The organism is Pseudoroseomonas cervicalis ATCC 49957, from assembly GCF_000164635.1.
In the GTDB taxonomy this organism is placed as follows: Bacteria; Pseudomonadota; Alphaproteobacteria; order Acetobacterales; family Acetobacteraceae; genus Pseudoroseomonas; species Pseudoroseomonas cervicalis.
Genome location: NZ_GG770777.1, coordinates 1359399 through 1374394, shown reverse-complemented (window position 1 = coordinate 1374394; position 14996 = coordinate 1359399). Strand labels below are relative to the sequence as shown.

16 protein-coding genes and 1 tRNA gene are annotated in these 14996 nt (G+C 71.4%); 9 read left to right on the top strand and 8 right to left on the bottom strand.

What is annotated here, in order from left to right; all coding sequences use genetic code 11:
* Nucleotides 1-175: 175 nt before the first annotated feature.
* The 6 genes from HMPREF0731_RS05955 to metW all read left to right on the top strand — a co-directional run bounded on the left by HMPREF0731_RS05955 (nucleotide 176) and on the right by metW (nucleotide 3608).
* The gene (locus tag HMPREF0731_RS05955; RefSeq protein ID WP_007003146.1) at nucleotides 176-484 is read left to right on the top strand and encodes an AtpZ/AtpI family protein; all 309 of its coding nucleotides are present in this window, start codon (nucleotides 176-178) and stop codon (nucleotides 482-484) included.
* 23 nt (nucleotides 485-507) lie between these two features.
* The gene (locus HMPREF0731_RS05950) at nucleotides 508-1263 is read left to right on the top strand and encodes a F0F1 ATP synthase subunit A (RefSeq protein WP_007003145.1); all 756 of its coding nucleotides are present in this window, start codon (nucleotides 508-510) and stop codon (nucleotides 1261-1263) included.
* Nucleotides 1264-1348: 85 nt separating this feature from the next.
* The gene (locus HMPREF0731_RS05945; RefSeq protein WP_007003144.1) at nucleotides 1349-1576 is read left to right on the top strand and encodes an ATP synthase subunit C family protein; all 228 of its coding nucleotides are present in this window, start codon (nucleotides 1349-1351) and stop codon (nucleotides 1574-1576) included.
* Nucleotides 1577-1646: 70 nt separating this feature from the next.
* Nucleotides 1647-2261 carry a F0F1 ATP synthase subunit B family protein gene (locus HMPREF0731_RS05940; RefSeq protein WP_007003143.1) on the top strand — a complete coding sequence of 205 codons (615 nt, stop codon included), beginning with the start codon at nucleotides 1647-1649 and terminating at the stop codon, nucleotides 2259-2261.
* 23 nt (nucleotides 2262-2284) lie between these two features.
* Nucleotides 2285-2791, top strand: coding sequence for a F0F1 ATP synthase subunit B family protein (locus HMPREF0731_RS05935; RefSeq protein ID WP_007003142.1), 507 nt, complete (start codon nucleotides 2285-2287; stop codon nucleotides 2789-2791).
* A 217-nt stretch (nucleotides 2792-3008) separates the two neighbouring features.
* A complete protein-coding gene (gene metW, locus HMPREF0731_RS05930; protein ID WP_040612368.1) occupies nucleotides 3009-3608 on the top strand; it encodes a methionine biosynthesis protein MetW in 600 nt (199 codons plus the stop codon).
* Nucleotides 3609-3677: 69 nt separating this feature from the next.
* On the opposite strand, the gene HMPREF0731_RS05925 is transcribed toward metW, so the two are convergent.
* On the bottom strand, nucleotides 3678-4784 hold the full coding sequence (locus HMPREF0731_RS05925) for a DSD1 family PLP-dependent enzyme (RefSeq protein ID WP_007003140.1): 1107 nt from the start codon (nucleotides 4782-4784) through the stop codon (nucleotides 3678-3680).
* A 108-nt stretch (nucleotides 4785-4892) separates the two neighbouring features.
* Here HMPREF0731_RS05925 and HMPREF0731_RS05920 point away from each other — a divergent pair, with 108 nt between their 5' ends.
* The gene (locus HMPREF0731_RS05920) at nucleotides 4893-5792 is read left to right on the top strand and encodes a DMT family transporter (RefSeq protein ID WP_007003139.1); all 900 of its coding nucleotides are present in this window, start codon (nucleotides 4893-4895) and stop codon (nucleotides 5790-5792) included.
* On the opposite strand, the gene HMPREF0731_RS23585 is transcribed toward HMPREF0731_RS05920, so the two are convergent.
* From HMPREF0731_RS23585 to HMPREF0731_RS05885, 7 genes are all read right to left on the bottom strand, one after another.
* A complete protein-coding gene (locus HMPREF0731_RS23585; RefSeq protein WP_007003138.1) occupies nucleotides 5704-6336 on the bottom strand; it encodes a nucleotidyltransferase family protein in 633 nt (210 codons plus the stop codon). The genes HMPREF0731_RS05920 and HMPREF0731_RS23585 overlap by 89 nt on opposite strands.
* Before the next feature lie 80 nt (nucleotides 6337-6416).
* Complete coding sequence (pgmG, locus tag HMPREF0731_RS05910) at nucleotides 6417-7829, bottom strand: phosphoglucomutase/phosphomannomutase PgmG (protein ID WP_007003137.1); 1413 nt, start codon at nucleotides 7827-7829, stop codon at nucleotides 6417-6419.
* Between the two features lie 158 nt (nucleotides 7830-7987).
* A complete protein-coding gene (gene galU / locus HMPREF0731_RS05905; protein ID WP_007003136.1) occupies nucleotides 7988-8857 on the bottom strand; it encodes a UTP--glucose-1-phosphate uridylyltransferase GalU in 870 nt (289 codons plus the stop codon).
* A 134-nt stretch (nucleotides 8858-8991) separates the two neighbouring features.
* A complete protein-coding gene (locus tag HMPREF0731_RS05900; protein ID WP_007003135.1) occupies nucleotides 8992-9690 on the bottom strand; it encodes a J domain-containing protein in 699 nt (232 codons plus the stop codon).
* Nucleotides 9691-9699: 9 nt separating this feature from the next.
* A complete protein-coding gene (locus HMPREF0731_RS05895; RefSeq protein WP_007003134.1) occupies nucleotides 9700-10416 on the bottom strand; it encodes a vWA domain-containing protein in 717 nt (238 codons plus the stop codon).
* A 165-nt stretch (nucleotides 10417-10581) separates the two neighbouring features.
* Nucleotides 10582-12843, bottom strand: a complete 2262-nt coding sequence (locus tag HMPREF0731_RS05890) for an NADP-dependent malic enzyme (RefSeq protein ID WP_040611961.1) — start codon at nucleotides 12841-12843, stop codon at nucleotides 10582-10584.
* Between the two features lie 89 nt (nucleotides 12844-12932).
* A tRNA-Leu gene (locus tag HMPREF0731_RS05885) sits at nucleotides 12933-13015 on the bottom strand.
* 111 nt (nucleotides 13016-13126) lie between these two features.
* On the opposite strand from HMPREF0731_RS05885, the gene lipB reads away from it, so the two are divergent.
* Nucleotides 13127-13870 carry a lipoyl(octanoyl) transferase LipB gene (lipB, locus tag HMPREF0731_RS05880; protein WP_051014663.1) on the top strand — a complete coding sequence of 248 codons (744 nt, stop codon included), beginning with the start codon at nucleotides 13127-13129 and terminating at the stop codon, nucleotides 13868-13870.
* Nucleotides 13871-13963: 93 nt separating this feature from the next.
* Nucleotides 13964-14996 (top strand): Ldh family oxidoreductase (locus HMPREF0731_RS05875; protein WP_007003131.1); only part of this gene is annotated, 1033 nt, incomplete at its 3' end.

Below are 14996 nucleotides of genomic sequence, written 5' to 3'. Positions count from 1 at the left end.
GGGTGCGCACCCTGGCGATGCCGGACGGCGGGGCGGAAGGGGCGGCCGAGCCCGCTGGCGCGGGGTCTCCGGGCGGTGGCGGGCCGCGCATCCCGCCGCGCGCACTTGACACTCCATGAACGCCCCCTTACGAGCCGTCCAGCCTTCCGGCGGGGGGACCGCAGCGGGAGCGAGGGTGAACGAACGCGACGATTTCGATGCGCGCCTGCGCCAGGCCCGGCAACGCCGCGGCCTTGACAAGGGCGCCGATGACGCTGCCGCAGGCGGCCCTGGCGGGCTGCCCGGAGGCGCGTTGCGGATCGGCCTGCGGGCGGGGATCGAGGTGGTGTCGGCCCTCATCGCGGGGGCGGGCATCGGCTGGCTCCTCGATCGCTGGCTTGGCAGCTTCCCCTGGCTCTTCCTGGTCTTCTTCGTGGTGGGTGGTGCCGCGGGGGTGTTGAACGTCTACCGACTGTTCAGCCCCAAGCGCGGCGCGCGCAGTTAGCACCGGATTACGGGAGAGCCGCAGTGGCCGCCGAAGGCAAGACGATCGACGCGCTGAGCCAGTTCGAGCTGACCCACGCCTTCGGGCCGATTGGCGCGGCGGTGAACTTCACCCAGTCCAACGCGCACATGCTGGCCGCCTGCGTGGTGATCGTGCTGATCATGGCGATGGGCATGGCCCCGCGCGCCGTGGTGCCGGGCCGCTTCCAGGCCCTGGCCGAGACCTTCTACGAATTCGTCGAGAACCTGGTCACCGGCCAGGTGGGGCATGAGGGGAAGCGCTACTTCCCCTTCGTCTTCGCGCTGTTCATGTTCGTGCTGTTCGGCAACGTGATCGGCCTGCTGCCCTACGCCTTCACCTACACCAGCCACATCGCCGTCACCTTCGGCCTGGCCTTCCTGGTGTTCCTGGTGACCACCGTCGTGGCGCTCATGCTGCACGGCAAGAAGTTCTTCGGCTACTTCTTCCCCGAGGGCGCGCCGCTCTGGCTCGCCCCGATCATCGTGCCGGTCGAGGTGGTCTCCTACCTCTCGCGCCCGATCAGCCTCTCGGTCCGTCTGTTCGCCAACATGGTCGCCGGCCACGTGCTGCTGAAGGTGTTCGCCACCTTCGTCGTGCTGCTGGGCGGCCTGGGCATCGTCGGGCCCCTCGTCGCGGTGCTGCCGCTGACGGTCAACGTGCTTCTGGTGGGGTTCGAACTCCTGGTCGCCTTCCTGCAGGCCTATGTGTTCGCCATCCTGACCAGCATCTACCTGCACGACGCGGTGCACCTGCACTGACGGGGCCAGTCCCCACAAGGGGGCCACGTTCTTGCAGAGCCGCGTCTGACAGACCCAACATCAGATCAGCGAAGGGATCCTTCTGATGGAAATCGTGCTTGCTGCTAAGGCCATTGGTGCCGGCATCGCCGTCCTCGCCCTGTTCGGCGTCGGCCTGGCGCTGGGCAACATCTTCTCGACGCTGATCGCCTCGGTCGCCCGCAACCCGGCCGCCCGCGACACCGTCTTCCCGATCGGCATCCTGGGCTTCGCCCTGACGGAAGCCGTGGCGCTGTTCGCCCTGCTGATCGCCTTCCTGATCCTGTTCACCTGATCCCGGCTGGCGCGCGGGCCCGTCCCGCGCGCCATCGGACTTGCCGCCCGCCTGGCGCGGACGGATCAGGATGAGCAGCCCGAGGACGCAGATGATGAAGCCCGGAAACACCCTCACCGCCCGGCTGGCGCTCGCCACGCTGGCGATGGCCGCCTCCACCACCGCCGCCTCCGCGGCCGAGGGCATGCCGCAGCTCGACTTCGGCAACCCGCTGATGCTGGCGCAGGTGGTCTGGCTGCTGATCATCTTCGGCGTCTTCTACTACGTGCTGTCCAGCATCGTGCTGCCCAAGGCCGCCTCCGTGCTGGAGGAGCGCCGCAGCCGCATCGAGGGTGACCTCGACGCCGCCCGCGCCGCCAAGGCCGAGGCCGATGCCGCCATGGCCGCCCACCAGGCCGCGACCGCCAAGGCCCGCGCCGAGAGCCAGGCCGCCATCACCGCCGCCGTCGAGGCCGCCCAGGCCGATGTCGCCGCCCGCAACGCGGCGCTGAACGAGCGGCTGAACCAGCAGATCGCCAGCGCCGAGGCGCGCATCGCCGCCGCCCGCGACACCGCCATGGGCGCGCTGCGCGAAGTGGCCACCGACACCGCGAACGCGCTGGTGCAGCGCCTGACCGGCAGCAGCAACGAGGCCGCCGTGTCCGCCGCCGTCCAGCGCGAGCTGGCCGCGCAGGGCCGGGCATAAGCGCCGGGCGAGAGGAGGGCAGCATGCACCACTACGAGCATTTCTGGCTGGACCCGAAGTTCTGGGTCGCCATCTCCTTCGTCATCTTCGTCGTGCTGCTCGGCCGCACGATGTGGGCCAAGGCGACCGAGGCGCTCGACGCCCGCGCCAACAAGATCCGCGCCGAGCTCGATGAGGCCGGCCGCCTGCGCGCCGAGGCCGAGGCGATGCGCCGCCAGGCCGAGGCCGACCGCGCCGCCGCCGCCGCCGAGGCCGAGGGCATGATCGCCCGCGCCAAGGCCGAGGCCGAGCGCCTGGCCGCCGCCGCCGCCGCCGAGGCCGAGGCCTCCGCCAAGCGCCGCGAGCGCATGGCGATGGACCGCATCGCCGCCGCCGAGGCCGGTGCCGTGGCCGAGGTCCGCCAGGCCGCCGCCAGCATCGCCGCCAGCGCCGCGCGGGAGGTGATCGCCACCACCCTCGACGCCACCGGCGACGCCAAGCTGGTCGACCAGGCGATCTCCGACCTGCCGCGCGCCCTGCGCGCCGCCTGATACCGCCTTCTCCAAGGCGGGAAGCAGCGGGGGCCCTGGTGGCCCCCGTTCGCGTTTTGCGCCGGGCGAAAGGCGGGACTAAAGGGAAGCAAGAGCGGGGGAGAGCCTTCCCCCGCACCCCCTTCTTTTCTTCCAGGGCCGGCGGGTAGCGCCCGCCGGCGGGTCAGGAAACACCGTGCCCGATACCCACGCCCCGGTCCGCTACGTCGCCAAGAACATGCGCCTCGATCTGCGGCTGATCGCGGAGATGATCGCGCCCGGCACCCGCGTGCTCGACATCGGCTGCGGCGATGGCGCGCTGCTGGAACACCTGGAGCGCGAGAAGAATGCCGACGCCCGCGGCATCGAGATCGACATGGACCAGGCCACCGCCGCCGTCGCCCAGGGGCTGGCCGTGATCCATGGCGATGCCGACAACGACCTGGCCTTCTACCCGGACGGCGCGTTCGACTATGTCGTGCTGTCGCGCACCCTGCACGCGGTGGAGCGGCCGCGCGAGGTGCTGCGGCAGATGCTGCGCATCGGCCGGCACGCCATCGTCTCCTTCCCCAATTTCGGCCATTGGGAGGTGCGGATGAAGCTGCTGCTGACCGGCCGCATGCCGATGACCGAGACCTGGGGCCGCCCCTGGCACGAGACACCCAACATCCACCCCTGCACCATCCTGGATTTCTTCGACCTCTGCGCCGGTGATGGCTACCGGGTGGAGCAGTGGCTGGCCGTCGATGAACGCGGCCTGCGCGCGCCTTGGAAGCGCTCGGTCAGGCTGGCGAATCTGTTTGGGGAACAGGCGCTGTTCATGCTGACGAAGGGCTGAGGGCAGGGGCTCCGCCCCTGCACCCCGCCGGGGGGACAGGGTCCCCCCGGACCCCGCCTTCCGTTTGGCTCACTGCATCGCGCCCCGCGCGGTGATCGGCCACAGGCATTCGACGCGCCCGTTGCGCACACCCACGAACCAGTCATAGCGGTCGATGGTCGGGTCGCAATGGCCGGGCACCAGGCGCAGCTTCTCGCCCAGCTTCGGCGCCGGCCCGTCCTCGGCCAGCAGATTGCCATGCTCGTCCGAGGCCCCGGCATAGCGCAGCCCGGGGCGCTGCCAGACCTTGGGGAAGCCCGAATCGGTCGGCGCCGCCTTGTGCCCCGCATCCAGCACGGCGAAGCCCTGGCGCGGCGCGCTCATCACCTGGGCCAGCACGAACAGCGCGTGGCGGAAGGGCGGCGCCTGCTCATTGGCGGCGTAGTCGGCGTCCATGAAGGCGTAGGAGCCGGCCTGCACCTCGTTGTAGACGCCGCTCGCCGCCTCATGCGGGAAGGTGCCGGTGCCGGCGCCGCCCACGATGGCGCAGGCCAGGCCCTGCTGGCGCAGCTGCTCGACGCTGCGCCGGGTGTGCCCGATGGCGGCTTCGATGGCGGCGGCGCGGCCCTCCGGGCTGCGGATGTGCTGGGCGCTGCCGTGATAGGCCTGCAACCCGCCGAAGATCAGGTGCGGGCTGGCGGCGATGCGGCTCGCCAGCGCCACCGCCTCCGGCCCCGGCGCCACGCCGCAGCGGCCGGCGCCGACATCGATCTCCACCAGCACCGTGGCGCGCTGGCCGGCGGCCTCGGCCGCCTGTTCGATCAGCGCCACGCCGGCCGCGTCATCGGCGCAGAGCGCCACCTTGCTGATGGCCGACAGCGCCAGCAGCCGGGCCAGCTTGCGCGGCGAGACCACCTCGTTCGAGACCAGGATGTCCGGCACGCCGCCCCAGGCCAGGGCCTCGGCCTCGGCCACCTTCTGCACGCACTGGCCCACGGCGCCGCGGCGCATCTGCTGCAGCGCCACCACCGGGGATTTGTGCGTCTTGGCGTGGGCCCGCAGCTTCGCCCCCGTCGGCGCCAGGAAGGCCGCCATGGCGTCCAGATTGGCCTCGAAGGCGTCGAGGTCGAGGATCAGCGCCGGGGTGTCCACCTCCTCCTCGCGCATGCCGGGCTCGGCGGGGGGGCGTTGCAGCATGAGGCGGCCTTTCCTGCACGGCAGCGATGCCGAATTGTCACCATTCCCACCCTGGCGGGGGCGGCTGCGCTGCGTCACATGCGGCGCTCACGACGTCTCGGGCTTCTCATGGACCGCACCTCGCCGCAAGGCATCCTGCTGGCCTTCCTGGCCTATGCCGCCTATGCGGTGAGCGACGCCTCGGTGAAGCTGCTGCATGGCAGCCTCAGCGCCTATGAGGCGGTGTTCTTCGGCGCGCTGTCCGGCGTGGTGGCGCTGCCCTTCCTGAAATCCCGCGGCGAGAGCTATCTGGGCGTGTTCCGCGCCCGCAATGGCTGGATGTGGCTGGTGCGTGCCGCCGCCGCGCTGACCGGCAGCCTGGGCAGCGTCACCGCCTTCACCCATCTCTCGATGGCCGAAGCTTTTTGTCTGTTGTTCCTGATGCCGAGCTTCGTGACGCTGCTCTCCGTGCTGTTCCTGAAGGAGCCGGTGGGGTGGCGGCGCTGGTGCGCGGTGATCCTGGGCTTCGTCGGCGTGCTGATCGTGCTGCGGCCGGGCTTCCGCGAGCTGAATATCGGCCATGCCGGCGCGGTGGTGGGCGGGCTGTCCGGCGCGGTGACGGTGGTGATGATGCGCGCCTATGGCAGGAGCGAGACCCGGCTCTCGCTCTATGGCGCCGGGCTGATCGGGCCGATCGTCGGCTGCGGCATCCTCATGCTCCCGGATTTCGTCTGGCCGACGCCGGTGCAATGGCTCTGGGTGCTGGGCTATGGGCTGCTGGCGGCGCTGGCCAATATCCTGGTGATGCTGGCCTCGCAGCGCATCCCGGCCAGCCTGGTGGCGCCGGCGCAGTACAGCCAGATGCTCTGGGCGATCGGCTTTGGCTATTGGGTGTTCGGCGACCATCTGGAGCCGATCATGGCGCTGGGCGTCGCCATCATCATCCTGTCGGGCGTGATGACCTTCCTGCGGGAGAAGGTGCGCAAGCCGAAGGGCTGGGCGCGGGTGCCGGCGGTGCATCCGCAGTAAGCCGCAGGCGGGGCCAGCGGCGCAGCCAGCCACGCCCCTCGATGCGGGCGTGGAAGGCCGCCAGCCGCACGGGATCGGCGGCAGCCACCGGCGTCGGGCGCAGCACCAGGCCGAACAGGTCTTCGAGCCCCAGTGGCGCCAGCAGCTCCACCTGGCCCGCCGTGTCCAGGCGGGTGGCGATGGCGGTCGCGGTCTCGGTCCAGTGGCACAGGGCGTCGGCGGTGTCGCGATAGGGGGCGTCGCCATGGCGGCGATGCATGCGGCCCTGGTCGCGCACCGACCAGGCGAGGCCAGGCGCCAAAGCGTGCAGCCGGGCTTCCAGCAACGGCTCGGCCGTGGCGTCGCCCGGGCCGTGGAACACGACGTCGAGGTCGGAATCGGGCTGGGGCAGGGGCGTGCGGCCGTGGAGTGCGTCCCAGACGGCGTTGCGCACGAAGCCGGCGCCGATCCAGGCATCCGGCAGGCCGAGGCGGTGCAGCGCCTGCAACGGCGCGCGGAAGGCCGGATCGTCGGCCAGGAGGCGGCGCAGCGTTTCAGGTGTCATGCTGCCCCCTGATCGCGGGGTCCGGGGGGATCGTATCCCCCCGGCGGGGGTCAGGGGGCAGCGCCCCCTGGCCAGGTCTCTCAGTGCCCCGCATTCTCCCCCGAGAAATCCGGCGCTTCGAGCCCGGAGGCGGTCACCTGCTCCGCCAGCAGCGCCTTCAGCCGTTCCAGCCCGGCCTCGGTCTTGGCCTCGGCGCGGGCGACCAGCACGGCCTGGGTGTTGGAGGCGCGCAGCAGCCACCAGCCATCCTCGGTCAGCACGCGCACGCCGTCGACATCCTGCACATTGGCGCCCGACTGGGCGAGGCGCTGCTTCACCTCCTGGATGACGCCGAACTTGCGCTCATCCGGGCAGTCGAAGCGCAGCTCGGGGGTGTTGATGACCTTGGGCAGGGCGTCGCGCATGGCGGCCAGCGACTGGTCGGCGCGGGCCACGATGCCGAGCAGGCGGACGGCGCCATAGAGCGCGTCGTCGAAGCCGTACCACTTGTCGGCGAAGAAGATGTGGCCCGACATCTCGCCGGCGAGCGGCGACTTGGTCTCGGCCATCTTGGCCTTGATCAGCGAGTGGCCGGTCTTCCACATCAGCGGCGTGCCGCCGGCGGCGGCGACCTCGTCGAACAGCACCTGGCTGGCCTTGACGTCGGCGATGATGGTGCCGCCCGGATGCGCCTTCAGCACGTCGCGGGCGAGCACCACCAGCAGCTGGTCGCCGAACAGCATGTTGCCCTCGCCATCGACGGCGCCGATGCGGTCGGCGTCGCCATCGAAGGCGATGCCGAGATCGGCGCCCTCTTCCTTCACCCGCGCGATGATCTGGGCGAGGTTCTTGAGGACGGTCGGGTCCGGATGGTGGTTCGGGAAGTTGCCGTCGATCTCGCCATTGATGACGGTGTGCTGGCCGGGCAGCATCTTCACCAGGCGCTGGGTGATCGCGGCGCCGGAGCCATTGCCCGGATCCCAGACCACCTTCAGCGCGCGGTCGCCGCCGTCGTAATCCTGCACCAGCCGCGCCAGGTAGGCGTCGGAGACATCGACCTTGGTGGAGCTGCCGGAGGCCTCGGGCACCACGTCGCCCTCGGCGGCCATGCGGCCGATCTCCTGGATCTGCTGGCCGAAGAAGGGCTTCTTGCCCAGCATCATCTTGAAGCCGTTGTAGTCCGGCGGGTTGTGGCTGCCGGTGACCATGACGGCGCCGTCGGCGCCCAGCTCATAGGCGGCGAAGTAGAGCATCGGCGTCGGGCCGCAGCCGATGCGCGCGACCTCCAGGCCGCAGGCGACGAGGCCGGCGACCAGCTGCGCCTCCAGCTCGGGCGAGGAGAGGCGGCCATCATAGCCGACCGCGACCTTCTTGCCGCCCTGGCGCGCGACGATGCTGCCGAAGCAGCGGCCGATGGCGAAGGCGTCCGCGCCGGAGAGGGTTTTTCCGACCACGCCGCGGATGTCGTATTCGCGCAGCGAGGTGGGGTGGAAGCTGTGGCGGAAAGCGGTCATCCGGGGATCCTTGTCAGGGACGTCCGATGGAAGGGCGGCCGCGCAGGCGGCGGGGATGATGCGCGACGGCGCGGCCCCGGCTGGGGCCGCGCCATCGCGAAGGGCCGATCAGACGGCCGGGCGGCGGGGCGCGGCAGGGTGCCGCCGCGCCGCGCGCCTCAGACGTATTTCGGCAGGAAGTCGTGCACCGCCTTGGCGATGTCCGGGCGCTGCAGGGCGAAGGCGATCTGCGCCTCGAGGAAGCCGACCTTGTCGCCGCAATCGAAGCGGCGGCCCTCATAGCGCAGGCCGTGGAAGGGCTGGGTGCCGATCAGCTTGGCCATGGCGTCGGTCAGCTGCACCTCGCCACCGGCGCCCTTCTCCATCATCGCCAGGAAGGGCAGCACCTCGGGCATCAGCACGTAGCGGCCGATGACGGTGAGGTTGGAGGGCGCGTCCTCGGGCTTCGGCTTCTCCACCAGGCCCTTGACCGAGACCAGCTTGCCCTTGTCCTCGGCCACGTCCAGCACGCCATACTTGTTGACGCGCTCCATCGGGACTTCCTCGATGGCCACGACATTGCCGCCGGTCTCGTAATAGGCCTCGGCCAGCTGCTGGGTGCAGGAGGTCTTGCACAGCATCAGGTCGTCGGGCAGCAGGATGGCGAAGGGGTCGTCGCCGATGAAGGAGCGGGCGCACCAGATGGCGTGGCCGAGGCCCATCGGCACCTGCTGGCGCACGGTGGTGATGCTGCCCGGCATCTGCGCCTGGCGGCGGAGATCCTCCAGGATGTCGAGCTTGCCGCGCTCCTGCAGGGTGCGCTCCAGCTCATAGGCGACGTCGAAATGCTCGACGATCGCGGTCTTGCCGCGGCCGGTGACGAAGCAGAACTGGTCGATGCCGGCGGCGCGCGCCTCCTCCACCGCGTACTGGATCAGCGGCTTGTCGACGACCGGCAGCATCTCCTTGGCCAGCGCCTTGGTGGCGGGCAGGAAGCGCGTGCCCAGGCCGGCGACCGGCAGCACGGCCTTTTTCAGGGGTTTCGTCACTCAGCAGGTCCTCCTGGCTGGGGTCGCATCATCAGGCCACCCGGAAGCGGCGGAACGAAGGCTGTCCTGAGGCAGAGCATTGCCACGCTATGAACAGATGGGCAATTGACCGGCCCGAGCCAAAACGATGAACTTCACCCGAGCAGAAGATCGCGCGCACGGTTCAGTTGCGCCGCGAGCGCGGCATTCCCGCCACGGTCGGGATGAGCCTGGCGCATCAGCCGCCGGTGCGCCGCCCGGATGTCTTCCAGGGAGGCGCCCTCGGCGAGGCCGAGCAGGGCCAGGGCCGCGGCGCGGTCCATCGGCGCGTCGTCGGCGGCGGGGGGCGGCGCCGCGCGCCAGCCGGGATGGGCGCGGTCCAGCCAGGCTTCCAGCAGCGGCAGGCTCTCGGTGTCGGCGGCCTGGCAATCGGCCACCAGCTCCAGCAGCGCGGACAGGTCCAGCTCGGCCAGTTCGCGGCCGGTGAAGCGGCCGCGCTTCACCCGGCCGGAGAGGGTGCCGCTGGCATGATCGAGGCGCATCGCCAGGGTGGGTGTTTCGAGTGTGCTGGTCTGCGGCGGCGGCGCGTGGATCTGCCGTGCGCTGCGCCAGCGCCGCCACAGCGCATGGGCGAGGGGCGCCAGGACCAGCAGCAGGGGGGCGGCCTGGACCAGCCGCCCGGCCAGCGCCAGCAGCGGCACCAAAGCGAGGGTCAGCAGCACCAGCAGCCCGCCCAGCACCGCCAGCAGCACGCCGCCATAGCGACGCACCTGGGCGGTGCTGGCACTGACAAAAAGATGCGCCAGCAGGCCGAGCAGCAGCAGCAGGCCAACGATGCCGAGCAGCCAGGGCATGGCGCGGCCTCAGCGCCCGGGCTTGCCGGAGGAGGGGGCGGGCAGCTGGGCCAGCAGGCTGCGCGCCGCCGGGCCGGGCAGGCGGGACAGCGCCGCGTGCCCGCCGGCGGCATAGACGGCGACAGCGCGCAGCAGCTCCGCCAGCCGCGCCGCGCTGCCGGGGCCCAGGCTGTGATGCGCGCCGCCCGAGAGCTGGGCGATCTGGCGGAAGGTCATGGTCGCGGCCGCGTCCTCGCCCTCCTGGAAGACAAAGACCGGCACCTGGCGCAGGCCGAGCTGGCCGGCGGCGTGGCAGAGCGGGTCGGGTGCCTCCTCCATCGCGTCGCCGACGAAGACGAGGGCGGCCAGCCGCTCCCTCGCCGCCTGGGCGAGCGCATGGTTCAGCAGCGCGCCGATCTGCGTCATGCCGCCGAGGCAGGTGATGCCGGCCATGCGGCGGGCCAGCTCCGCCCCGTCCTCGAGGAAGGGGGTGGCGGCGAATTCGGCATGGCCGCGATAGTAGGCGAGCTGGATGGCCAGGCCGCCATGCGACGCGGCGGCCAGGAACATCTCGGCCTGGAGCTGGCAGGCGCGGTCCCAGCTGGGCTGGCGGCTGGCCGTGGCGTCGATGCCGAAGACCAGCCGGGCCGGGCGATGCGCGGCGGTGCGCAGCGCCGGCACCGCCTCCACCTGCTGGAGGAAGGCGGCGATCGCGCCGGTGGTGGGTCGGGCCGGTGGTTGCGCCATGCGGGGAAGATGGCCCCGCAGGGGCGCGATGTCACCGCCCCGGGGCGGGCAGAAGGCAGCCCCCGCGCCACTTCCCGCCTGCCGCGTCCCGCTTGGAAACGGGACCGCGGCAGCCCGAAAAAGAGTCCCGCCTCGCAACGGGACGGCGGCAGCCCGAAAAAAAAACTAAGCCTGGGCGGAGGCGAGGGCGGTCAGGTTGGCGATGCCGCGCGCGGTCACGCTCGGCACCAGGACGTGGATCGGCTTGTTCATGCCGAGCAGGATCGGGCCGAGCTGCAGCCCGTCGGCCGCCGCCTTCACCAGATTGTAGGCGATGTTGGCGGAATCGAGGTTCGGCATGACCAGGAGGTTGGCCGAATCGGTCAGCCGGCTGTCATGCACCGCCTTCTCGCGGATGGCGGGGACCAGCGCCGCATCGGCATGCATCTCGCCATCCACTTCCAGATCGGGGGCGGCGGCCTGGATCAGGCGCAGCGCCTCGCGCATCTTGCGGGCCGAGGGGGCCTGGCTGGCGCCGAAGGAGGAGTGCGAGAGCAGCCCGACCTTGGGCGTCATGCCGAAGCCGCGCACCTGCTCGGCCGCCAGCAGCGTCATCTCGGCCACCTGCTCGGCGGTCGGGTCGACCAGCAGATGGGTGTCGACGAAGAACAGCGTGCCGGCCGGCAGGATCACGCCGGTCAGCGCATAGACGCGGCTGGCATCGGCGCGCTTGCCGATGACGTCGAAGGCCTGGTGCCAGTGGCGCATCCACTCGCCCTGGCCGCCGACGATGGCGGCGTCCACCTGGCCGGTCTCCAGCAGCAGCGCGGCGGCGACGGTGGGGCGGGTGCGGACGAAGCGGGCGCAGGCATCGGGCGGCACGCCGCGGCGGTTGACCTTGGCGCGGTACAGCTCGACCAGCGGGCCGAACACCGCCTTGTCCTGCTCGGGATCGAGCAGGCGCACGCTCTCCTCCAGGTCCATGCGCAGGCCCATGGCCTTCACCTTGGCCTCGATGACATGGCGGCGGCCGATCAGCACCGGCTCGGCCATGCCGTCATCCAGCACCGACTGCACGGCGCGCAGCACGCGCTCATCCTCGCCCTCGCCGTAAGCCACGCGCTTCGGCGCCTTGCGGGCGGCGTGGATGACCGGGCGCATCAGGTCGCCGGAGCGGTAGACGAAGCGCTCCAGCGTCTCGCGATAGGCGGCGAAATCGGTGATGGGGCGGGTGGCGACGCCGGAATCCATCGCCGCCCGCGCCACGGCCGGGGCGATCTCCAGGATCAGCCGCGGGTCGAAGGGCTTGGGGATGATGTATTCGGGGCCGAAGACCGGGGCGTGGCCGCCATAGGCCGCCGCCACCACCTCGGAGGCCTCGATGCGCGCCAGCCGGGCGATGGCCTCGACGGCGGCGACCTTCATCGCCTCGTTGATGGTGGTGGCCCCGGCATCGAGGGCGCCGCGGAAGATGAAGGGGAAGCAGAGGACGTTGTTGACCTGGTTCGGATAGTCCGAGCGGCCGGTGGCCACGATGGCGTCGGGGCGCGCGGCGCGCACCGCCTCGGGCAGGATCTCGGGCTCGGGGTTGGCCAGCGCCAGCACCAGCGGGCGCGGGGCGAGCTTGGGCAGCCATTCCGCCTTCAGCACGCGCGGCGCGGAGAGGCCGAGGAACACATCGGCGCCGGGCAGCGCGTCCTCCAGCGTGCGCTGGTCGGTCTCGCGCGCGTAGCGGTCCTTGTAGGGGTCCATCAGCTCGTTGCGGCCGATGTAGACGACGCCCTTGATGTCGGTGACGGTGATGTTCTCGCGCTTGGCGCCCATCGCCACCAGCAGGTCGAGGCAGGCCAGCGCCGCGGCGCCGCCGCCCGAGGTGACGATCTTCGCCTCGGCCAGGGTCTTGCCCTGCAGCAGCAGCCCGTTGCGCACCGCGGCGGCGACGATGATGGCGGTGCCATGCTGGTCGTCATGGAAGACCGGGATCTTCATCCGCTCGCGCAGCGTCTGCTCGATGATGAAGCACTCGGGGGCCTTGATGTCCTCGAGGTTGATCGCCCCGAAGGAGGGCTCCAGCACCGCGACCGCCTCGATGAATTTCTGCGGGTCGCGCTCCTCGACCTCGAGGTCGATGGAATCGATGCCGGCGAACTTCTTGAAGAGGACGGCCTTGCCTTCCATCACCGGCTTCGAGGCCAGGGCGCCGATGGCGCCGAGGCCGAGCACGGCGGTGCCATTGGTGATGACCGCGACCATGTTGCCGCGGGTGGTCATCTCATGGGCGGCGCGGGGGTCCTCGGCGATCGCCTCGCAGGCGGCGGCGACACCGGGCGAATAGGCCAGCGCCAGGTCGCGCTGCGTGGCCATGCGCTTGGTGGCCTCGACGCTCAGCTTCCCGGGGCGGGGCAGCCGGTGGTAGTCGAGCGCGGCTTTGCGAAAATCCTCGTCCATTGGCACCTCCGTGCCCCGGACGATGACGGAGCCGGCGGCGGGCCACAAGGGACCTGGACCGGATGGCAAGCGGGGCGATTACAGGAATATGCGGCCAAGAAGATTCGAACTTCCACGGGGTTGCCCCCACCAGCACCTCAAGCTGGCGCGTCTACCATTCCGCCATGGCCGCACAATGGTCATATCAACAGGGTCGGGCGTATAGCCGATGCCGCCCGGCCCGGCAACGCCCGGTGGCGAAGTTCCGGTGGATATTTCGCCGGGATGTGCCATCTCCGCCGGCATGACGACCCAAGACCTGCCCGCCCTGGCCGAAACCCCCGCTGCGCCCGCGCCGGAATGGCGCGTGGCCGAGGGGCTGACCGACTATCCGGCGGCCCTGGCCGAGATGCGCGGCCGCATCGAGGCGATCCGCGCCGGCCAGGCCGCCGAGCGGATCTGGCTGGTCGAGCACCCGCCGACCTACACCGCCGGCACCTCCTCGACCCCCGAGGGGCTGGTGGATCCGCGCTTCCCGGTGTTCCAGGCCGGGCGGGGCGGGCAATGGACCTATCACGGCCCCGGCCAGCGCACCGCCTATGTCATGCTGGATCTGAACCGGCGGCACGGCCCGGTGCCGCCGCGCGACATCCGCGCCTATGTGCACGGGCTGGAGGAATGGGTGATCCGCGCCCTCGACCGCTTCAACATCCGGGGCGAGCGGCGGGAGGGGCGCGTCGGCATCTGGGTCGCCGATGGCGGGCGGGAGGACAAGATCGCCGCCATCGGCGTGCGGGTGACGCGCTGGGTCACCTGGCACGGCATCGCCATCAATCTGGAGCCGGACCTGTCGCATTTCGCCGGCATCATCCCCTGCGGCATCCGCCAGCACGGGGTGACCAGCCTGTGGAAGCTCGGCGTCACCGCGACGATGGAGGAGCTGGACAGCGCGCTGAAGGGCGCCTGGGGGGAGGTGTTCGAGACCCCCGCGCCCGAGGATGCGCCCCAGGACGCGGTGGCCGAGGCGGCGCTGCGCGGCGCGGTCTGACCGCAGGGCAGGGCGGTTTTCGCGGTCCCGCGAATTGCCCTCCCCCTCCACCCGTGGGATCATCCGACGAGTTGGAGGAAAGGAGAGCCGGGAATGGAAGCCGCCCCGCCGCGCTTTGACGCGACCGCCCTGCAGGATTCCGCCGCCGCGCTGTTCCGCGCCGCCGGCGCCCCGGCCGACAAGGCCGCGGTGATGGCCGAGGTGCTGCTCGAGTCGGACCTGATGGGCCATGTGACGCATGGCCTCGGCCTGCTGCCCCGCTACATCGAGGAGATCGAGGCCGGGCGCATGGCGCTGGAGGGGGAGCCGGAGGTCATCGCCGACCGCGGCGCCTGCGTCACCTGGCAGGGCCGCGCCCTGCCGGGCGGCTGGCTGGCGATGAAGGCGCTCGACCTCGCCATGCAGCGGGTCAAGACCCATGGCACCGTCACCATCGCCATCGGCAACAGCCACCATATCGGCTGCCTGGCCGTCTATCCGGCGCGGGCGGCGGAGCGCGGGCTGGTCTGCCTGCTCTACAGCAGCGCCCCCGGCACGGCGAGCGTGGCCCCCTTCGGCGCGCGGCAGGGCGTGTTCTCGCCCAACCCCTTCGCCGCCGGCTTCCCGACGGGCGACGTGCCGGTGGTCACCGACATCAGCGCCTCGATCACCACCAACAACATGAGCCAGCGCCTGATGCGGCGCGGCGAGCGCTTCCCGCATCCCTGGCTGCTGGAGGCCGATGGCACGCCGACCGACGACCCGGCCGCCATCACCCGCGGCGGCACCATCCTGCCGGCGGGCGGGCTGGACCATGGCCAGAAGGGCTATGGCTGGGCGCTGGTGACCGAGGCGCTGACCCAGGGCCTGTCCGGCCATGGCCGGGTGGACCAGCCCTCCGGCATGCTGGCCGGGGTGTTCCTGCAGGTGATCGACCCGGAGGCCTTCGCCGGCCTCGGCGCCTTCACCCGCCAGACCGGCCACACCGCCGCCGCCTGCCGCGCCGCCGAGCCCCGCCCCGGCCTGCCGCCGGTGCGGCTGCCCGGCCAGAAGGGGCTGTCGCTGCGCGAGACGGCGCTGCGCGACGGCGTGACCCTGGCCCCCGGCATCCTGGAGGCGATGCGGCCCCTGGCCGAGCGGCTCGGCG